Here is an 18717-nt window from a genome sequence, read left to right as displayed (position 1 = left end):
AAGTTAATAAAAATACATATATTTTAATGTATTGTTCTTTTTTGGTTATGAATTGAGACTCCTATGCCCCGTTTGAACTACCACCACCTCTATTATTTCTGGCGCGTGGCGAATATTGGCCACTTAACCCAAGCCGCAGAGCAATTGCATGTGTCTCAATCTGCGCTGTCGGCACAAATCAAACAGCTCGAAAACAAAATGGGGCGTACCTTGTTTGAGCGGGAAGGGCGCCGCTTAGTGTTAACGGATGTAGGTCGTCGAGTACAAAGTTATGCGCAAGACATTTTCTCTACCGGAGAAGAGCTGGAGCAGTATTTAAAGAGCGGTAACACCTCGCATACGCACTTAAATATTGGTTTTGAAACCCATTTATCCCGTAACTTTATTGAGGCGTTCATTACACCGTTATTTGCTCAAGAAGATGTAAGTTTCACCTTGTATGCCCGCACCATGACAGACCTAACAGAAGGATTGTTAAACCATGAATTGGACATCGCACTGACTAACCGAGCCATTACTAATGATGTGCAAGGGGTGCTGTGGCAAAACCAATTGGTAGCGCGACAATCTGTGGCGATCGTTGGCCCCTATGGACAACAGCCAGAGCAACCTTTCCCAAAAGGTTACGAAGACAAGCACTGGATTTTGCCTGCACGGAATATGGGCATACGCTCGGTGTTTGAATCCTTTTGTGCTACCCATGAATATCGAGCGGACATTAAAGCTGAAGTAGACGATATGGCGATGATGCGTCTATTGGCCCGTGACAGCGGTTTTCTGTCAGTGATGCCACCAGTGGTTGTAAAGGACGAAATCGAAGCTAAAAAATTGCAGGTATATCAGACACTCCCACAAGCTTACGAACACTTCTACGCGCTGTTGATGCCACGAAAGTTTGTCCCAGAAGTGCTGCTCGACTTGTTACGAAAACACCAGCTTGAATAGCCTTTTGTCTTAAGTCATAAACCAGAGTAATAACGCATCGGTGCGCACTGTTTTTGCATAGCTAAGGCAGACATAATGTAATCATCACCGATTCGGAGTGCTCGTATGGATACTGTGTTCGCGCTTTTCCCTGTTGTTGCATTGATCTGGAGTATGACGAAAGCGCGTCCATTGACCGCGCACGTGGCATTGCCGCTGGCGGCTCTTTGTGCAGTGCTGATTCAATGGGGCTACTTCCAAGCGGATGCACTGACCTTGTTGGCCAATATCATTGCTGGTGGGCTAGCGGTATTGACCCCTGTGTCCATTATCGCAGGCGCAATATTGCTGAATCGGGTGTTGGTCATTTCTGGTGCTGAGCAAACGTTACGACAGTGGTTAGCGGGGATCAGCCCCAATCCAGTCGCACAGTTGATGGTGATTGGTTGGGCTTTTGCCTTCATGCTAGAAGGAGCATCAGGTTTTGGTACACCGGCTGCCATTGCCGCTCCAATTTTAGTTGGGCTTGGCTTTCCTGCTTTACCCGTTGCGCTACTGACTTTGGTGATGAATAGCGTGCCGGTTTCCTTTGGTGCGGTTGGTACGCCAGCTTGGTTCGGTTTTGCGGGACTAGCCTTAGCCGCGCCGCTTCGTCTAGAAGTAGCTCAATGGACGGCTTTGATCCACTTGTGCGCAAGTTTTGTTATACCCGTTATAGCGCTGCGCTGGTTGGTTTCTTGGCGTGAGGTCTGGCAAAACTCAGGCTTTATTCTCATGAGTATCGTAAGTTGTACAGCGCCTTTTTTTCTTATCGCACAAATAAACGATGAATTTCCTTCACTGTTGGGAGGTGCTATCGGCTTACTGATCTCAATTTGGATGGCTAAGCTAGGCGTAGGGCTGCATCAAACTGCATCGGTAACGGATAGATCAAGTATAAAACCCCCATCAAATTATGCGTTGGTGCAGGCCTTATTACCGTTTGTATTGCTGATTATTATTCTACTGGTGACCCGTATTCCCAGTTGGCCATTTAAGGGCTGGCTAAACGATACGAGCTTGTGGTGGCAGTTTGGAGCCATAGAGGTGAGCCGAGCGTTAGTTGTTGCTTGGCCGAATATTTTGGGCACAAATGTCGACTGGTCTTATAAAGCTTTGTATGTCCCTGCGATCATTCCGTTTGTACTCACTGTGGCGATTATGAGTCCTATTCTCTCCCTATCTAAATCTCAGATATATCAGGCCAGTGCTGAGACATGGGGGCGCTTAAAACGTCCTATTTTGGCGTTGATGGGAGCTTTGATCATGGTGAGTGTGATGATGCAAGGAGCAGAAAACTCTCCTATTTTTGTGATAGCCAATACGCTGGCCAGTGTGGTTGGTGCCAATTGGGCATACGTTGCTGCGTTATTGGGCGCTTTGGGCTCGTTCTTCTCCGGTTCGGCGACGGTCTCTAATCTTACCTTCGGCGGTATTCAGTTAACCATCGCCACGCAGACAGGCCTTCCGGTGAGTGTGATTCTCGCCCTGCAATCGGTTGGGGCGGCCATGGGCAATATGGTGTGTTTGAACAATATTATTGCCGTGGCCAGCATTCTTGGCATTCAAAACCAAGAGGGGGCCATGATTAAGCAGACTCTTAAGCCGCTGCTGGTTTACGCCGTCGTGGCAGCCTTGCTAGGACAAGTGATTCTTACTTGGCTAATATAGCAAGCGGAGCACTTTGCCGTTATGCTTTTGCTAACGGTGCATTGGGTACTGATTGCGTTAGGAAAATCGTCGTCGTTATGGAATTTATCTGGATACTGTTTGCGTTTATTTGTGGTTTAGCGGTTAAGTTGGTGAACTTGCCGCCACTGATTGGTTTTTTGGCTGCGGGGTTTATTTTGAACTTTATGCAAGTTCAGCCCAGCAGTATTTTGGAGCACTTATCCAATTTGGGTATCACCTTGATGCTCTTTTGTATTGGCCTAAAACTGCATGTAAAAGATCTGCTGAAACGGGAAGTTTGGGCATCCACCATAGGGCACATGGGAGCTTGGACGATTCTGATCATCGGGGTCGCGTCTTTGCTTGGCATCGTAGGTCTGCATGCTTTTGAAATCTTATCTCTGCGTACCGCGGCATTAATCGGTTTTGCACTGAGCTTCTCTAGTACGGTCTGTATTGTGAAGTTGCTCGAAGAGGCCGGTGAAATGAAGACCCGCCATGGTCAATTGGCGTTGGGTATACTGGTTATGCAAGATATCGTAGCGGTTGTATTCCTCGTATTAGCGACCGGAAAAGTGCCTTCGATCTGGGCAGTACTGTTATTTGCTTTGATTCCGTTGCGTCCTGTACTTGGCAAACTCTTGAACAAGTCTGGTCACGGTGAAATGCTACCGTTAACGGGACTGTTCTTTGCGCTGGGTGGCTATGAACTGTTTTACCTAGTGGGGGTGAAAGGTGATCTCGGTGCGTTGATTATGGGGATTTTGCTAGCGTCCCATACCAAAGCCTCTGAGTTAAACAAGTCACTGATGAACTTTAAGGATTTATTCTTAATTGGCTTCTTCTTATCCATTGGTTTCAGTGCTTTACCGACATGGAGTATGTTGGGACTGAGTTTGATCCTCACAGTATTGTTAGTGGTTAAGTTCCTATTGTTCTTCTACTTCTTTAACAGCTTACGTCTTCGCGGTCGTACCTCTTTCTTGGGGGCGCTGGCGCTTTCAAACTACAGTGAGTTTGGTCTAATTGTCGTGGCACTGAGTGTACAAGCTGGCTGGATCAGCAATGACTGGTTGGTGATTCTGGCGTTGGCGGTATCGTTCTCGTTTGTTATTACCAGTGTGTTCTACCGTAAAGCGCACAGCTATTTCCGTCGTTACAAAGATACGATTCGTCGTTATGAAAATGCCGTACCTTTGCCAGAGGATTGCTTTGAACAGCCAAAGAATATGGAAGTCCTAGTGGTTGGTTTAGGTCGAGTGGGACGTGGTGCGTTTGAGTCGTTGACCGGCATGATTGGTAATGTGGTGGCCGGTATGGATGCAGATCAGTTCCGTATCAAACAAATGCAAAACGATCAGCATAATGTCTTTTTTGGTGACGGTGAAGACGTTGACCTTTGGGAGCATCTAGACCTGACAAATGTGAAGCTGATTTTATTGGCCCTGCCTTCTGCTGATGACAGTGTTAATGTAGTGAAGCAGTTACGTAGCGGTGGCTTCCGTGGTCAGGTGGCGGCCATTGCTCGTTATCATGATGAACGTGATTATATGTTAAAAGCGGGCATCGACAACGTTTTCAACTTCTATACCGAAGCCGGTACAGGGTTTGCCGAAGAGAGTCTGTCTCTGATCCGTTAATCTGTTTGCCTGTCGCAGCGCGTTTCGTGCTAGCCTTGCTCCTCAATAGATAAGGACAACTAGCATGAAACGCCGCTTCGCTGGACGCTTGCCCAGCCCCAACCTCCCTCTTTCCGAAAAAGAATTCATTGGTTTATTTGCCTGCATGATGTCGCTGACGGCATTGAGCATGGATGCCGTGCTGCCTGCATTTCGAGATATGGCTGAGCAATTGACGGTTGCGGATTACACCCACATGCAATGGGTGGTGTCGGCATTGATTGCTGGGATGGTGTTTGGGGAGTTGCTGTTTGGTCCTTTATCGGACGCGATAGGGCGCAAGAAAAGTATCCTCACAGGTGTGGCTTTGTATTTAGTGGGCTGTTTGGTTGCTATGTCAGCAGACACTCTGGAAGCGCTGTTGTTAGGACGCTTTATACAAGGCTTTGGTGTTGCAGGCCCCAAGATTGCCTCTCGAGCATTGATCCGAGATATGTACAAAGGGGCGGCCATGGCGCGCATCATGTCTTATGTGATGCTTATCTTCATTTTAGTTCCCATGCTAGCGCCTGCTTTTGGCCAATTGGTGTTGTTGCTTGGGGACTGGCGCTGGATCTTTGGCGCATTGATGTTACAAGCCATAATCGCCTCCATTTGGCTGATCCTGCGTCAGCCTGAAACGTTAGCTAAAGAACAACGCCAACCGCTGGCCTTTTCCCGCTTATGGCGTGATGCTCGATTTATCGTAAAACAACAAGAAGTGATGTGCTTAACGGGAATGGCTGGACTCGTGTTTTCAGGACTCATGTTGTATCTAGGGGTTTCGCAGTCGATCTTTCAGGATGTTTATCAAACGGGAGAAGCCTTTCCACTGTACTTTGCCATGATGGCGGGTGGCGCAGGGTTGGCGTCTTTTACCAATGGTCGCATTGTGATGCGTTTTGGCATGCAGCGCTTGATCTGGTTTGCATTAACTTTGAAATGCAGCGCAGCGTTAGCCATGATGGGCGTTTCGCTGGTATGGCAAGGGCAGCCGCCATTGTGGTTATTCTTATCTTTGGGGATTCCGATCTTTTTTAGCATGGGGCTACTGTTTGGCAATATTAACGCGATGGCGATGGAACCCTTAGGGCGTATGGCAGGACTTGGGGCTTCGCTGATTTCGTCGTTGTCCAGTTTGCTGGCCGTTGTCTTGTCGGTATCGGTAGGACGTTTCTATGATTTCTCTGTGACACCCTTGGCGGCGGGGTATGTGATCTTTACTAGCTTGGCGGTCGTATTGATGTGGCGAGTACGTCGATTGCAGCAAGAGAAACATCATGGCACACAAGAAACCACACCTTCCTAGTAAACAATGTCCAGTTTGTCAGCGCCCCTTTACTTGGCGGAAAAAGTGGGCCAAATGTTGGGATGAGGTGAAATACTGCTCGGAACGGTGTCGTGGACAACGTATTAACCTAGCAAAAAACACGGAAAATTCGCCTTAGTGTCATGACTCTACCGTATACTGTGTGGCGGTTAGATAACGCTCATTCTTAAGGTAGCCCATGCAGTCAACATCCTCTCTTGGTAAACAACTTTTCTCGATGACTTGGCCGATGCTGTTTGGCATTTTATCGATTATGAGTTTCCAGTTAGTAGACAGTGCCTTCATTGGCCAATTGGGTGTTTTACCTTTGGCGGCGCAAGGCTTCACTGCACCGATTGCGTTAATTTTTATCGGCATACAGGTGGGGCTAGGCATTGCCACAACGTCTTTGATTTCCCGAGCACTGGGTGCATCAGAATCCTTATACGCTAAGCAATTAGCCGGTTTGGTTGTGCTGTTGGGAGCCGTCGGTATCGGTCTGGTTGCCGTATTGGTTTGGTTTAGCCGAGCTGCAGTTCTGGCATTGCTAAGTGCACCTGAGAGCGTGACCCCGATTATTGATGACTACTGGGGATGGTGGCTCGTCAGTACTTGGATGGGCGCCATGATCTATTTTTTCTACAGCATTTGTCGCTCTAATGGTAATACCATGCTACCTGGCACCATTATGGTGGTGACCAGCTTACTGAACATCGCCTTGGACCCATTATTTATCTTTGTGCTTGATTTGGGCATTGTAGGGGCTGCTTTAGCGACTTGCTTAGCTTTCTCGTTGGGGATGTTAATCATTGTGCCAAAATGCTTTGCCAGCCATTGGCTGACGTTTGATTTTGGCAACCTGTCTATTATCAAAACACTAGGTAGCATTGGTCATATTATGGGGCCTGCTATGGTTAGCCAATTATTGCCACCGCTATCGTCTGTGTTGGCGACTAAGTTATTAGCAGGGTTTGGCACGGCAGCGGTTGCGGCTTGGGCGGTAAGCTCTCGGTTCGAGTTTTTGGCGATTGTGACTGTGTTGGCGCTGACCATGACATTGCCACCTATGGTTGGTCGCTTTTTTGGGGCAGGCCAATTCGAAGCGATTAGACAGCTGCTGCGAATCGCTGTGGGTTATGTCTTGGTCTTCCAGACCCTTGTGGCGATCTTGGTTTGGTGGTGGGCACCGAGCTTAGCGCAGTTGATGTCGAGCGACGCGGAGGTCACAGATATCGTGGCTTGGCATTTGATGTGGGTGCCGATCAGCTTAGGGCCTTTGGGCGTGTGTATGATGATGGTCTCTGCGGCAAATGCATTGGGTAAACCCTATCGCGCGTTGTGGATGTCAGCGCTGCGCCTGTTTGCTTTTTTCCTACCATGCCTATGGATCGGTGGCCAGATCGGTGGTTTATGGGGGCTGTTTATCGGTGCAAGCTTGGCGAATGTCTGCGCGGGTGTGGCCGCTTGGTGGATTTATCAATCAATCTATCGGATATCTTGTCATATTGAGCATGACGCTTAGGTCATGCTCAATATGCCTTAGAAATGGTAATAACAGAGCGAGACCGTCCGCTCTATAATCCGTTGATGTTATCCAGGCACCATTGTGCCCGCTCTAGTACGGCATCTTGTTGGGCTTTATCTTGTTTGTCCCAGTTACCGTAAATCATACCGATGCGCGGGTTCTTTAATAGACGGTCACGGTGTTGCACCATAAAGCGCCAATATAAACTGTTCATTGGGCAGGCTTTTTCACCCACTTTTTCTTTCACTTGATAGTGGCAATCGCTGCAATAATCGCTCATTTTTTGAATGTAATTACCACTGGCCGCGTAAGGTTTTGAGGCAATCCAACCTCCATCAGCGAACTGGCTCATACCGCGGGTATTAGGTAGTTCCACCCATTCCAAGGCATCTACATAAATCCCTAAATACCACTCATCCACTTGTTTTGGATGGATGCCAGCCAATAGACAGAAATTACCCGTCACCATCAGCCGTTGAATATGGTGTGCATAGGCGTATTCGAGGGATTGACCGATGGCGTGTGCCATACAGTTCATCTTGGTTTGGCCATCCCAGAAATAATGGGGCAAGTCTCGTTGGGCATCCAATGCGTTCTGTTCATAGTAATCAGGCATGTTGATCCAGTACATGCCCCGCACGTATTCGCGCCAGCCAAGGATTTGTCGCACAAACCCTTCTACTTGAGCAATGTCGATGTCGTTTCGCTGACGATAGGTCATCACGGCCGCTTTGATAACATGATTTGGATGAATCATTTTGGTATTCAACGCGAACGATAGGCGCGAATGATACAGACTCCAAGCATGAGGCGAGCGACCAGTCATCGCATCTTGGAAACGGCCAAAATTAGCCAGTAAGTGATCGCAAAAGTACTGCAGTAAGTTCAAGCCGTCTTGGCGAGTCACAGGCCATGGTAAGGCAGCATCCGCTTCGCCAAGAAACGGAATTTTATGGCGCTCGATACGTTCGAGTAGGTGACTTACATCATGCTGAAATAGCAAGGGCTCAGGGATGTCTTTTAACTCACTGGCCTTTAATTTCTGTCGATTCGCGGAGTCGTAATTCCAGTGACCGCCTTCCGGTGTATGGTCGTCGGTCATGAGGATGTTAAAGCGTTGACGCATTTTGCGATAGAAATGTTCCATTCGCACACTGGTTTTAGCTTTGAAGAAGCGGGGGATCTCGTCGAAGGGCAGCATGAAGTGCTCCGTGTCGGCTAAATGCACCGGCACCTTAGCTTGGCTCGCCAAGGCTTGATACTGCATCAGCACACGATGCTCGTCAGGTCGTTGCAGTTCAATACGGCGCACGCCAAGAGAGTCCGCCATGCCCATAATCAAGGATTCCAAGCTGTGCCCTTCGGTATCGTCGAGGGTCAAGTACTGCACGTTATGCCCGGCGTCTTTCAGAGCTTGAGCGAAGCGTTCCATGGCCAGGAAAAAGGCGCACAACTTTTGCTTATGATGGCGCACATAGGTAGCTTCAGGATGCAGCTCAGCGATGAGGTAGGCGACTTTGTCATTGGGCTTTCTGAGCCAAGAATGGGCGGCATTTAATTGATCTCCCAAAATGACGCGCAAGGTTTCAAATTGGCTCATGATGTCATGCCCTTACGGCGACTGGATGGCCGTACGTGAGTGGTTAAAATACGTTGTTTTTCCTGCTGTACAAGGGCTTCTTTACGAAATCCCCAGAGCCTGTCCCGTGCGGCTTTCGCTGCACTCGGTACATCGATAATGGGCGCGGGATAATCTTCACCAACAGTACATTGATACAAAGCTTCCTCCATTTGCGTCATGGTCCAAGGGGTATGAATGAGTGGACTTGGAACGTCAGCAAGTTCAGGTACCCAGCGTCGAATAAAGTCCCCATCAGGGTCTTGATCTTGGGACTGCTTGATAGGGTTGTAGATACGAATGGTGTTTGCGCCTGTAATACCTGCTTGCATTTGAAATTGCGGGTAATGAATCCCCGGTTCGAAATCTAAAAATAGCCTAGCCAAATGATGTACGCCTAAGCGCCAATCAATATTTAAGTGGTGGCATAAAAAGCTGACCAGCATAGCGCGCATGCGAAAGTTAATGTAGCCAGTAAAGTGTAAAGCCCGCATGCAAGCGTCGATCATAGGTACGCCAGTTTGACCGCTTTGCCAAGCTCTGAGATCGTCGTTAACTCGCTCGTCTTGCCGGTAAGGGAAGCGGTCATAGCCACGATTGATAGGGCGCCACTCCATCTCACACTCGCTTTCAAACTTTTGCATAAAATGACAGTGCCAATGCAAACGTGAGCTCAACGCGACCAAGGTGCGACGCCAACCTTTGGTGTGCCAGCGCGACAGCAAGTCTTGGTAAACTTCCCGCAGGCTGATGTTGCCCCAAGCCAAATAAGGCGATAAGCGGGTGCAGGCGTTACGACTGGTAAGAGGGCTTGATAATTGACGGTAGTAATCTTGTCCACGACCTTCGTAGAAGCTCGTTAACGTTTGCCAAGCAAGTGAACTTCCACCGGTTTGCATGCCTCGTTGGGGTGTTTGCCATGAGTCAGGTGGTATGAAAGTTGTTTCGGGGATAGCAAACCATTCGGCTTGCTCAAGGTTAGGTGTGTCTAAAGGCGCACGCATGGTGCTTTGCCACGCTTTATCCCACGTGGTGCGGGAGGTCAGTGCCCGAATGACCGCGCCAGTTGGGAACTCTGTCCATTGTACTTGGTGTTGCTGACACCAGTTCTTGACGGCTTGGTCTCGCTTAAACGTAATCCCTACGCCAATTTCTTCGTAACTCAGTATCTGAGTAAAGCCCGTGTTGCGATGCAACTCATCAAATGCTTCGAGTATAGATTGTTGGCGAATATGTATCTGTCCTTGGTATGACGCGAGCTGCTGCTGTAAGTCTTGCAATGATTGCCATACAAAGCGCCAATGTCGTTCATCGTAATGAGGATCATCTAGTTGTTCAGGCTCAAACACATACAGCAATAAAACAGGATGCCCACTTGCACAGGCTTGTTTTAAAGGGGCGTGATCGCTCAAACGCAAATCACGCTTAAACCAAACAACAATAGGAGAATGGTTTAATGCCATGACTAAGACGTGGGTGAGATGGGCCAGTCTGCAGCATCGACAGAATCTAGATTCTTGTCAAAGTCATTACCCCCCCAAGTTTGAATAAAGCGTTGTTCTGGGTCGTAGGTGCGTGCCTGTTTGTCTAGATTAAAGTGACGTCCACCACGGGGATCGGCTCCCACTCCAGCAATGTATTGCCAATTTCCCCAATTGGAAGCGACATCATAATCTAGTAGTTGTGACTCAAAGTAGGCTGCACCATAACGCCAATCGATTCCCAAATCGTAAATTAAACAACTGGCCACCAGCTGGCGACCTCGGTTACTCATGTAACCAGTCTGATTGAGCTGTCGCATGCAGGCGTTAACAATGGGGTAGGGCGTGTTGCCTTGGCACCATTTCTTAAAACGTTCTGGGTAGAAGCTGCCTTGTGCGCCTTGGCCACGAATACCTTGTCGAGCAAACAACTGTCGCCCGTAATGCAGTCCATAACCATGGAAATAGTCCCGCCATAACAGTTCAAAGAAAATCCAGTAGGTGGAGTCATTGGCACCGTGATCACGCTCATAGACATCAAGGCAGGCCTTAATTTGCTTTGGTGAGATACTGCCTTGTGCCAGCCAAGCGGAAAACTTCGTTGAGTTTTCCCAACCATCAAAGGCGTTGCGTGTCTCTTTATAAGTGCTTGGCAATGGTGTGGCGAAGTAATCGCTGAGCTGTGTTAGGGCGGCTAATTCGCCACCATTAAAGAGCGGAGCTTCTTGTTCTTGGATGACTTTCCAAGGGCTTATATTAGGCAATACAAACGGTGCAATAGCGGGCAGTCGATTGATCTCTGGTGCGGGCGGAGAAACCTCCAAACGCTCCATATGTTTACGGAATTTGGAGAACGTATCGGGAAACTGATTACCGATAAAAGTAGTGTGGGATGGTGAAAAGAGTTGCAGCCCTGAGAAAAGGCGGAACTGCACATCTGAAAAAGCTTCTTTCAGATCGTCTAAAGCTTTTTGCTCGTACCAGCCAGGGTGCAAGTTGCGGTACACGTGTGTGATGGGCAGCTCATTTAGCAATGTGGTAATGACATGATGCGCAGGCAGTGACGAGACAAACAAGGTTTGTCCTAACTCGGAAAGACTCTTAGAGAGGTCATTCAGCCCTTGGCGAAGAAAAACTTTCCGTAACGTCGAAGGCGTGGCATATGCGCTCAGAGGTGAAGTGTCAGCCAAAGAAGAGTCGCAAAAAACACATATTAGCTGATCTACTTCCTGACTGGCGTGCCACATCATGGTTTGGTCTGCTGTGCGTAAGTCATTACCGAACCAAATTAGCCCAATACTCATATCTAATTCTCCACCCGTTGATAGTCTAAGTACGTCAAAAAATATGTTTTGGATTGCAACAAATTATGGGTAAATTCTTGTAAATGCAGGTGAGAATGAATATCATTGATGAAATTATCTTTTTTCTTCTCTGGAGCGTGCGATGAATAGCACAATGGAACAAATCAAAGACTTCTTAATGGTTGGTGGCCCGGTTGTATGGATACTATTGGGATTCTCCGTTATTGCTGTCACTATTTTCTTAGTGAAACTATGGCAATTGGCCATGTTGCGAGCGGAAAGCCGCAAGAATGTCAATCTTGCGCTGGATGCGTGGCGTGCTCGTGATATTGATGGAGCGCTGGCAAAGCTTTCAGAAAAGCGTCCGGTTGAAAGCATTGTTGCATACAGTATGGAAGCCTTGCGTCATGCGAATCGAGAAGTGGCAACGGTACGTGAAGAAGCTGAACGTCGTGCATTGAACACGCTGCATGATCTACGTTCGTTCCTACGACCACTGGAAATCATCGGTTCATTGAGCCCATTATTGGGTCTACTCGGAACAGTGCTAGGTATGATCACTGCGTTCCAACAGATGGAAGGTGCAGGCGCACAAGTTGATCCTTCTGTATTGTCTGGTGGTATTTGGCAGGCATTGCTGACCACTGCAGTAGGTATTGCGGTAGCGATTCCAGTCATTGCTATGCACGCTTGGTTAGAGCGTAAAGTAGAGCGTGTGGCACACAACATGAACGACTCGGTGACGCAGGTTTTTACATCAAAAGAAGGTGAACGCCTAGCCGCAGTGGCTGCGCGCGAGGTGCTGCATGCCGCTTAAGCTTGACCAGCCACGCAAAAAGCAGCTTGTTAGCTTAACACCACTGATCGATGTCGTTTTCATTCTTCTATTGTTCTTCATGCTGACGTCATCGTTTGTGGCATGGAGAACATTAGACACACCTTTGGCTGCGCCTTCTCAGGAAGTATTGCCTGACCAAGATAAGCAAGATCCGTTATTGTTTGAGCTGAAAGCCAACGACGGCAGAGTGTGGTTCGACAATCAGTTTATTTCCGTGCAAAACAGTGATCGCATTCGCGACATTGTGCAGCAAAACAAAGATCGCTTGTTTGTTCTTCAGGCTGAAGATAGCGTATCGCTACAATCATTAATGACGCTTGCCGACCAACTCAAGTTACAAGGTGCTGAAAAGCTATCGATTGCAAACGCGTTTAATGATCCTCAATCATGAATATTAATCAAAAATTTATTGCACAGCGTGATAGCCAAGCTGGGGATGACGGTGTCATCCCATTAATCAACGTCGTGTTCTTGATGTTGATCTTCTTTATGGTTGCAGGTCAGATTCAAAAATCTGACCCAATCAAAATTACACCGCCTAACTCCATTAATGAGCAACGTGCTGCCACTGAGCCCAATGTGCTGATCGTGCTAGGGACCAATGGTGAGCTTTACTTGAACGATGACTTAACCAAAGTCGAAGATGTTCAAAGTCGCTTAAGTGTTCTGTTTGATCAAGCCTCTGATAAAGACGAGTTCTGGGTACAGGTAAAAGCAGACGGCGATGTCAGTATTGAAGCCTTACGCCCATTATTCTCTGAAATTAAAGCTTCGGGTCTAACCAAAGTAAGTGTGGCAACACAACTAGGAAAAGGGACGGAGTAATGAAGAGAACACATTGGATTGTGGCGGGTGGCCTTGCCGTATCTTTGCATGCTGGTGCTTTTTATGGGGCGTTTATGCACCCTAAAAATGAATCAGGCAGTTTGGCTGCAGGCGAACAAGGCATTGAGTTTGATTTAGGTATGCTAGGTGACATGGGGGTCAAAGAAGAAACCATCGTTGCCCAAGCCGAAGTAACGCCACCGGAGCCAATTGTAGAGCCTGAACCAGAACCGCTTCCTGAGCCTGAACCGGAGCCAATTCCTGAATCAGAGCCTGAGCCGGAACCTATTCCTGAGCCCGAACCGATCCCTGAACCTAAGCCGATTCCAAAACCGGAACCTAAGGTCGAGGTGAAGCAGAAGAGTGAGATTGTTCAGCCTGAGCCGAAACCAGAGCCCAAGCCGAAACCTAAGCCGAAGCCAAAACCAGAGCCCAAGCCGGAACCTAAACCGAAGCCAAAACCAGAGCCTAAGCCTCGTCCAAAACCAGCCCCTGTCGTGGCGCAGAAGGTGAATGCCGCGCAAACGGTAGTGCAGCAAAAAGCGACAACGGGTAAAGCGAGTGCCGCACACAATGGTGGGCAAGCCGGAGCGAAAGCGGATTACTACGCTAAGCTAAAAGCGAAGTTAGCGCACAACAAACGTTACCCTAGAGCATCTCGCCGCCGTGGTGAAGAAGGCATCGTAACGGTATCGTTCACCGCCCATGCGAACGGCGACGCACGTCCGATTCGAGTGGTAGAAAGCTCAGGCTCTAAGCGCTTAGACCAAGCGGCCATCGATATGGTGAAGCGCTCACAGCCTCTGCCAGCGTTTAACTTGGAAATGGGAAGTGATGCGATAGAGATCACACTTCCTGTTGCTTTCCAGCTAAAGGATTAGCATTCGACTACTTGGCCGAGCGTGGTAATAATAGCCACACTCGGCCAAAGTGCTTCAACTGTCCTGCATGAAAATGCGCCGCCTCACCAATGCCCTGATACCAATCGATATGCCCTGGGCCTTTAATCGCTCCACCTTTGTCTTGGGCGAGTAGCAAACGAAACTCATGACCCACTAGATTCCCTTGCTGGTCAAGCTTAGGCACTTCACCTAGCAAAATGCTGCCCAGAGGAATGACGCTTGGGTCGACCGCAACAGAGTAAAGTGGCGTCAAAGGCACGTTAGCGGCGCCAACGGGTTGGGTCAGTCCCTCACTAAAGAACAGATAACTTGGGTTCGTCGACATGATCTCTCGTTGGCGCTCAGGGTGAGCGGCAAGCCACTCACGTATGGCTTGAGCTGACATATCAGCCCGATCAATTTCGCCCTTCTCGATCAATACTTTACCAAGACTGCGATAAGCATGGCCGTTCACGCCTCCCCAAGAGAGTAAACGACGTTCGCCGTCTTCAAACTCGACAACCCCTGAGCCTTGCACATGCAAAAAGAAGTTATCGACCAAGCTATTGCTGTAAGCAATCTCTAGCCCTTGACCATCTAAAGCGCCTTCAAAATCAATCGCCTCACGATCAGGGAGAGGCGTTCCTTTGGCCACATTAGGCTTGCGGTAAAGAGGGTAGCGATATTCATCATCTGCCTGATGGCGTACGCTCATCACGGGAACATAGTAACCTGTAATCTGCACATTACCCCGTTGGTCCTGACCTGCGATTTGATAAGCACTCAACTGAGGCCAGTAAGTCGGGTGATTGACCCATGTTTGAATTTCCTCCGCGGCGGCGCGCAAATCATCACGGGTAACGAGTAGATTATCCAGCTGGTATGAGGTTGCAGAAATACGCTCTAGATAACGTATTTGCTGTTCAATACCCGTTATAAAAGTAGCATCTGGATAGGGCAGCCCTGGTGGTAAGCGCTCACTTAAGTAGAGGGATTCACGCTTTTGTGCTTGCTCATCACGGCCATTATTTGGGAAATCATTCGAAGGATCGATTTCTCGTGTGGAACAAGCAGACAGCACGAGAATAGGTATTAACAGCAACAGCGGTTTTACAGACATAGAAGCTCATTCGTTAAAGGTCTTAACGGTTAAAAATGGTTCCTGTTAAGACTCAAAGATACGGGATAAAGTTCACACAAAGCTGTGCATTAAGCATTCGTAAGCCTGTCTTAAGCTGATAAAACGCTCTGGATCGCCTCCATGATCAGGGTGAGCGTCTCTTGCTAATTTACGGTACTGACGCTTAATCGCCTCTTTATCATTCATGAAGTCAGAATGTAATGCTAGGACCTTTAATGCATCTTTACGCTCATCAACACTGGCGATACCTTGATAAAAACTTTGCAGCAGCTGTTCAACATCCTCTTTGTCTGTTTTTACGTATTCATCCCAGTCGCTGTAATAAGCCGCCAGCTTGGCATCCGCACTGTCAGAAACGTTCGTATTAGAAGACGATGACGGGTGTTGTTTACCGTAGACTAAACTAATACGAGTTCCAGAGATCTCAAGGGCGAGTTGCTCTTCCTGCCACAAACTTGTCTGCAGCTGATACAGCGCATTCATGATCAAAAAATGTTGGCGAAACAGCAATAGGTTTGAGTCTTCTGCGAGTTGGCTTAACATGGCATGACGTGCTTTGAGCGCCTTCAGCAAATCAAACTCAGAAATGCCTTGAGAATGCTCTTTGAGAATGGCCAAAATGTCAGGAATGAGTGGGTTTCGCATACGTGAGCTCCTTGCGTTGTTAATAGTGTAGGTGACCCAGTTTCCATTCGTCAAAGTGCATCCTGTAACAAGAGAATGAAAAGCCCATGATTATTTATATCGCCTTGTTGATTAGCTTACTGGCTCTCTTTTTTGGCCCACAGATTTGGGTGAAACGTGTGTTGAACCAATACCGATCCCCTCGTGGTGACTTGCCAGGTACAGGGGGGGAATTAGCACGGCATCTGCTGCAGCGCTACGACATACAAGACGTTAACGTAGATGTGGCAGAAGAGGGTAAAGACCATTACGACATTCAAGCTAAAACTGTCCGTTTAAGTCCCTATGTGCTAAACGAGCGCTCGCTTACCGCTGTAGCGGTAGCGGCTCATGAGGTCGGTCACGCGATTGCGCATCACCGCCAAGAAACCGTCGCTCGATTGCGTACTCGTTACTTGCCTGTGGCGATGATTATTCAGCGTTTTGCGGTCTTGATGCTATTCGCATGGCCCATTCTCAGTGCCGTTTTACGATTGCCCTATACACCGCTAATACATGGTTTAGTGATTGTAACGTTAGGCTTGATGACCGTTTTCATACAACTGGCGATCTTGCCTGAAGAATGGGATGCGAGCTTTAACAAAGCTTTGCCCATGTTAAAAAAAGGACGCTACTTACCCAGCCAAGATCTCCCTAAGGTAAAACGCATATTAACCGCTTGTGCTTTAACTTACGTGGCTTCAGCATTGATGAATATCCTGCTGTTCTGGCGTTTTCCGCGGCGCTAAAGCTTAAAAAAGTTAAAGTTATGTATTGTTGCCATTTAGGCAACTCGATTCGGGATTTTGACTGTCGCTGGATTCATTGCAAGAGCATTACGAGTTCTTAATCGTCAGTCTTTTACGGTGAAGTCTTCTAGGTTTAGGATATCCATTAGTTGTGCTACTTGATATCAACACTCAGTGACATTGGCTGATAAATTAATCCTGCTGTTTCAGAAATCTCACCTGTGACTTTGAAACCATATTTTTCATAGGCAGGAACAGAGGTAAGCGATGCGCTGACGGTGACGGTGTTTGATCGAACGTGATTGAGCAAACCATGAAGCAATGCTCGCCCAATACCTTGTTGCTGTTGATCTGGTCGAACAAAAAGCATCGAGATGTGATGACCTTCGCGCAGCTCAGCAACACCGATTACGATATCTTCACGTTCTGCGACAAGCATAAAAGTATCTTTGTGCATACGCGCTTGAAAAGCGTCAGGCGAGGCGATCTTGAAAAATGTAGCAATACCATCAGCAGAGACAGTATGTGCGACGGATTGATTGAAGGCCGCCAAGCAAATTTGACTCGCGCAATCGATATCTGCTGTGGTCAAGGGTCTTAGCTTTAAGAGGGTATCCATACCGCTGTTATCCATTTGGATGCTGAAAGTAAAAAGCGTTAGTCAGATAGAGTAACGCTTTTTGATAAGCGGATTAACTCAATCCCCATAAAATATATAGACCGATCACCACATAAGCGATACTGATGAGCTTCACTAGCCACATGTAAGGACGGTTTATAGCTGGGACTTTGATATAGTCCGTGCCGATCTGCCATCCGGCCAGCATGCTGTTTAAGCCTGCAAACAATAGTACTAGGGTACTAAACAGTTTGAACCACATAGGGACGAACAATGCTCGCCAAGACTCCATGTCTGTGGGTGCTTGGAGCAATACTGTTGTGATAAAGGTGATTGCCCAAAGGCAAATTAGAAAGTTAGCAACGCGCTGAAACACCCATTCGCGAGTACCACTGCGTAGTTTGTCTTTTGCACTTACCCCCATATCCATACTCCTGTCATTAGGCTCAGCAATATCCCCACAGCAATGGCGACCTTAGCAATCATTTGACCGCTTTCTAATTCTTCAAAGTGGCCAAAATCTTGAACGATGTGTTTAAGGGTAGCCACAATGTAGTAGCCCAGAGCGGTAGTGAAGCCCCAGCGTACGAATTGAATAATGAAATATTCATCCAACAGTGACTGAATCGTATCGAAGCCTTCACTAGAAGATAATGCGATAAGGTTAGCGACCAAAAAAGCGCCAAGTCCTACCCAGATAATGACTGCAGAAATCCGGTGGAGGATGGAAGCAATGGCCGTGATCGGTAAGCGTATTGTTTTAAGGTCCAAATTGACTGGACGTTCCTGACTCATGAAAAACTCCCTAGGTTTATGAGGTGACTTATTGTATTGAAAATGATATTTATTATCATTAGTTAATCCGCAGACTTTGTCATATTTTTGGGCGCAAACCATGCAAACGCTTAGTTTCGATATACAGCATCAACTCAATACGCTGCAATCACAGCAAGCGTTAGAGCTTTATGCTCAGGCGATTTGTCTTGAGTTACATGGCATGGACTTGGAACCTGAAAAAGTGCAGCGCTTGCTGCAAACAGTGGTCGATTGGCGCTATGGTGTATATGCACTCAGCGCAGGTGAAGTTGTCGGCATTGCTGGCTTTCAGCAACCAAGCGGAAGCTTTACCGGTGCAGGGAACTGGCGCTCTATACTGAAAGCCCTAGGTTACAAAGCTTTTTGGCGTTTAATGCGCTCCCCTTTAAATCACGGCCCCCAGCATTTTGCCGACAGTGAAATGTGGCACAACGGCCTATATGTCGCGCCCGCACATCGCCGCCAAGGTATTGCCAAAGCCCTACTGCAGCGTATTGCTGATGTCGCCAAATACCAAGGTTATCAACAACTTACTTTGCGTGTTGCCCACGATAACAACACCGCCAAAACACTTTATCAAACACTTGGCTATCAACCTCAACAAGCGACCTCTGCTTATCAATGCCTGACTAAAATAGTACTGAATTGAAGTAAGT

General features: G+C 47.8%; 20 protein-coding genes. 12 read left to right on the top strand and 8 right to left on the bottom strand.

Annotated elements, in window-relative coordinates; translation table 11 throughout:
- Nucleotides 1-63: 63 nt before the first annotated feature.
- The 6 genes from C8D85_RS15690 to C8D85_RS15665 all read left to right on the top strand — a co-directional run bounded on the left by C8D85_RS15690 (nt 64) and on the right by C8D85_RS15665 (nt 7123).
- The gene (locus C8D85_RS15690; RefSeq protein ID WP_133564510.1) at nt 64-945 is read left to right on the top strand and encodes a LysR family transcriptional regulator; all 882 of its coding nucleotides are present in this window, start codon (nt 64-66) and stop codon (nt 943-945) included.
- 105 nt (nt 946-1050) lie between these two features.
- Complete coding sequence (locus tag C8D85_RS15685) at nt 1051-2634, top strand: L-lactate permease (protein WP_133564508.1); 1584 nt, start codon at nt 1051-1053, stop codon at nt 2632-2634.
- On the top strand, nt 2622-4274 hold the full coding sequence (locus tag C8D85_RS15680) for a cation:proton antiporter domain-containing protein (protein WP_342353333.1): 1653 nt from the start codon (nt 2622-2624) through the stop codon (nt 4272-4274). The genes C8D85_RS15685 and C8D85_RS15680 overlap by 13 nt, the downstream gene beginning before the upstream one ends.
- 64 nt (nt 4275-4338) lie before the next feature.
- Nucleotides 4339-5601 carry a multidrug effflux MFS transporter gene (locus C8D85_RS15675; RefSeq protein ID WP_133564506.1) on the top strand — a complete coding sequence of 421 codons (1263 nt, stop codon included), beginning with the start codon at nt 4339-4341 and terminating at the stop codon, nt 5599-5601.
- Nucleotides 5573-5740 carry a DUF2256 domain-containing protein gene (locus C8D85_RS18300; RefSeq protein ID WP_133564504.1) on the top strand — a complete coding sequence of 56 codons (168 nt, stop codon included), beginning with the start codon at nt 5573-5575 and terminating at the stop codon, nt 5738-5740. Before C8D85_RS15675 ends, C8D85_RS18300 begins: the two co-directional genes overlap by 29 nt.
- A 60-nt stretch (nt 5741-5800) precedes the next feature.
- Entirely contained in the window at nt 5801-7123 is a 1323-nt protein-coding gene (locus C8D85_RS15665) for an MATE family efflux transporter (RefSeq protein WP_133564502.1), read from the top strand.
- Nucleotides 7124-7175: 52 nt separating this feature from the next.
- On the opposite strand, the gene C8D85_RS15660 is transcribed toward C8D85_RS15665, so the two are convergent.
- From C8D85_RS15660 to C8D85_RS15650, 3 genes are read right to left on the bottom strand one after another with little or no spacing between them, the layout of a single operon-like run.
- Nucleotides 7176-8726 (bottom strand): cryptochrome/photolyase family protein, encoded by a 1551-nt coding sequence (locus C8D85_RS15660; protein ID WP_133564499.1) that lies wholly within the window; start codon nt 8724-8726, stop codon nt 7176-7178.
- A complete protein-coding gene (locus C8D85_RS15655) occupies nt 8723-10207 on the bottom strand; it encodes a cryptochrome/deoxyribodipyrimidine photo-lyase family protein (protein WP_133564497.1) in 1485 nt (494 codons plus the stop codon). Before C8D85_RS15655 ends, C8D85_RS15660 begins: the two co-directional genes overlap by 4 nt.
- Nucleotides 10208-10209: 2 nt before the next feature.
- Nucleotides 10210-11529, bottom strand: a complete 1320-nt coding sequence (locus C8D85_RS15650; protein ID WP_133564495.1) for a DASH family cryptochrome — start codon at nt 11527-11529, stop codon at nt 10210-10212.
- A 142-nt stretch (nt 11530-11671) separates the two neighbouring features.
- Here C8D85_RS15650 and C8D85_RS15645 point away from each other — a divergent pair, with 142 nt between their 5' ends.
- Genes C8D85_RS15645 through C8D85_RS15630 form a run of 4 tightly spaced genes read left to right on the top strand, consistent with a single transcriptional unit; the run spans nt 11672 to nt 14073 of the window.
- Nucleotides 11672-12346 carry a MotA/TolQ/ExbB proton channel family protein gene (locus C8D85_RS15645; RefSeq protein WP_133564493.1) on the top strand — a complete coding sequence of 225 codons (675 nt, stop codon included), beginning with the start codon at nt 11672-11674 and terminating at the stop codon, nt 12344-12346.
- Complete coding sequence (locus C8D85_RS15640) at nt 12336-12758, top strand: ExbD/TolR family protein (protein WP_133564491.1); 423 nt, start codon at nt 12336-12338, stop codon at nt 12756-12758. Before C8D85_RS15645 ends, C8D85_RS15640 begins: the two co-directional genes overlap by 11 nt.
- A complete protein-coding gene (locus C8D85_RS15635) occupies nt 12755-13192 on the top strand; it encodes an ExbD/TolR family protein (RefSeq protein ID WP_133564489.1) in 438 nt (145 codons plus the stop codon). The genes C8D85_RS15640 and C8D85_RS15635 overlap by 4 nt, the downstream gene beginning before the upstream one ends.
- Nucleotides 13192-14073 (top strand): energy transducer TonB, encoded by an 882-nt coding sequence (locus tag C8D85_RS15630; protein WP_133564487.1) that lies wholly within the window; start codon nt 13192-13194, stop codon nt 14071-14073. Before C8D85_RS15635 ends, C8D85_RS15630 begins: the two co-directional genes overlap by 1 nt.
- A gap of 7 nt (nt 14074-14080) precedes the next feature.
- Here C8D85_RS15630 and mltA read toward each other — a convergent pair whose 3' ends face one another.
- Both mltA and C8D85_RS15620 read right to left on the bottom strand, forming a co-directional pair.
- Complete coding sequence (gene mltA / locus C8D85_RS15625) at nt 14081-15193, bottom strand: murein transglycosylase A (RefSeq protein ID WP_133564485.1); 1113 nt, start codon at nt 15191-15193, stop codon at nt 14081-14083.
- Between the two features lie 72 nt (nt 15194-15265).
- Nucleotides 15266-15859: a DNA-J related domain-containing protein gene (locus C8D85_RS15620; RefSeq protein WP_133564482.1), complete on the bottom strand. Its 594-nt coding sequence runs from the start codon at nt 15857-15859 to the stop codon at nt 15266-15268.
- An 86-nt stretch (nt 15860-15945) separates the two neighbouring features.
- Here C8D85_RS15620 and C8D85_RS15615 point away from each other — a divergent pair, with 86 nt between their 5' ends.
- Nucleotides 15946-16626: a zinc metallopeptidase gene (locus tag C8D85_RS15615; protein ID WP_133564480.1), complete on the top strand. Its 681-nt coding sequence runs from the start codon at nt 15946-15948 to the stop codon at nt 16624-16626.
- Nucleotides 16627-16780: 154 nt separating this feature from the next.
- Here C8D85_RS15615 and C8D85_RS15610 read toward each other — a convergent pair whose 3' ends face one another.
- From C8D85_RS15610 to sdhC, 3 genes are all read right to left on the bottom strand, one after another.
- On the bottom strand, nt 16781-17245 hold the full coding sequence (locus C8D85_RS15610; protein ID WP_133564478.1) for a GNAT family N-acetyltransferase: 465 nt from the start codon (nt 17243-17245) through the stop codon (nt 16781-16783).
- 73 nt (nt 17246-17318) lie between these two features.
- A complete protein-coding gene (gene sdhD / locus C8D85_RS15605; RefSeq protein ID WP_133564476.1) occupies nt 17319-17669 on the bottom strand; it encodes a succinate dehydrogenase, hydrophobic membrane anchor protein in 351 nt (116 codons plus the stop codon).
- Nucleotides 17660-18040 (bottom strand): succinate dehydrogenase, cytochrome b556 subunit, encoded by a 381-nt coding sequence (sdhC, locus tag C8D85_RS15600; protein ID WP_133564473.1) that lies wholly within the window; start codon nt 18038-18040, stop codon nt 17660-17662. The genes sdhD and sdhC overlap by 10 nt, the downstream gene beginning before the upstream one ends.
- Before the next feature lie 100 nt (nt 18041-18140).
- On the opposite strand from sdhC, the gene C8D85_RS15595 reads away from it, so the two are divergent.
- Nucleotides 18141-18710: a GNAT family N-acetyltransferase gene (locus C8D85_RS15595; RefSeq protein ID WP_133564471.1), complete on the top strand. Its 570-nt coding sequence runs from the start codon at nt 18141-18143 to the stop codon at nt 18708-18710.
- The last annotated feature ends 7 nt before the right edge of the window (nt 18711-18717 follow it).

Source organism: Marinomonas communis, assembly GCF_004363305.1.
GTDB lineage: Bacteria > Pseudomonadota > Gammaproteobacteria > Pseudomonadales > Marinomonadaceae > Marinomonas > Marinomonas communis.
Note: the sequence above shows the minus strand (reverse complement) of the source record. Positions and strands in the feature narration are given on the sequence as shown.

Coding starts and splice junctions, on each gene's coding strand:
- C8D85_RS15655 (WP_133564497.1), bottom strand. CDS start 10,207: ATGGCATTAAACCATTCTCCTATTGTTGTTTGGTTTAAGCGTGATTTG.
- C8D85_RS15595 (WP_133564471.1), top strand. CDS start 18,141: ATGCAAACGCTTAGTTTCGATATACAGCATCAACTCAATACGCTGCAA.
- C8D85_RS15690 (WP_133564510.1), top strand. CDS start 64: ATGCCCCGTTTGAACTACCACCACCTCTATTATTTCTGGCGCGTGGCG.
- C8D85_RS15665 (WP_133564502.1), top strand. CDS start 5,801: ATGCAGTCAACATCCTCTCTTGGTAAACAACTTTTCTCGATGACTTGG.
- sdhC (WP_133564473.1), bottom strand. CDS start 18,040: ATGAGTCAGGAACGTCCAGTCAATTTGGACCTTAAAACAATACGCTTA.
- C8D85_RS15645 (WP_133564493.1), top strand. CDS start 11,672: ATGAATAGCACAATGGAACAAATCAAAGACTTCTTAATGGTTGGTGGC.
- C8D85_RS15630 (WP_133564487.1), top strand. CDS start 13,192: ATGAAGAGAACACATTGGATTGTGGCGGGTGGCCTTGCCGTATCTTTG.
- C8D85_RS15640 (WP_133564491.1), top strand. CDS start 12,336: ATGCCGCTTAAGCTTGACCAGCCACGCAAAAAGCAGCTTGTTAGCTTA.
- C8D85_RS15660 (WP_133564499.1), bottom strand. CDS start 8,726: ATGAGCCAATTTGAAACCTTGCGCGTCATTTTGGGAGATCAATTAAAT.
- C8D85_RS15685 (WP_133564508.1), top strand. CDS start 1,051: ATGGATACTGTGTTCGCGCTTTTCCCTGTTGTTGCATTGATCTGGAGT.
- C8D85_RS15650 (WP_133564495.1), bottom strand. CDS start 11,529: ATGAGTATTGGGCTAATTTGGTTCGGTAATGACTTACGCACAGCAGAC.
- C8D85_RS15620 (WP_133564482.1), bottom strand. CDS start 15,859: ATGCGAAACCCACTCATTCCTGACATTTTGGCCATTCTCAAAGAGCAT.
- C8D85_RS18300 (WP_133564504.1), top strand. CDS start 5,573: ATGGCACACAAGAAACCACACCTTCCTAGTAAACAATGTCCAGTTTGT.
- sdhD (WP_133564476.1), bottom strand. CDS start 17,669: ATGGGGGTAAGTGCAAAAGACAAACTACGCAGTGGTACTCGCGAATGG.
- C8D85_RS15675 (WP_133564506.1), top strand. CDS start 4,339: ATGAAACGCCGCTTCGCTGGACGCTTGCCCAGCCCCAACCTCCCTCTT.
- mltA (WP_133564485.1), bottom strand. CDS start 15,193: ATGTCTGTAAAACCGCTGTTGCTGTTAATACCTATTCTCGTGCTGTCT.
- C8D85_RS15610 (WP_133564478.1), bottom strand. CDS start 17,245: ATGGATACCCTCTTAAAGCTAAGACCCTTGACCACAGCAGATATCGAT.
- C8D85_RS15635 (WP_133564489.1), top strand. CDS start 12,755: ATGAATATTAATCAAAAATTTATTGCACAGCGTGATAGCCAAGCTGGG.
- C8D85_RS15615 (WP_133564480.1), top strand. CDS start 15,946: ATGATTATTTATATCGCCTTGTTGATTAGCTTACTGGCTCTCTTTTTT.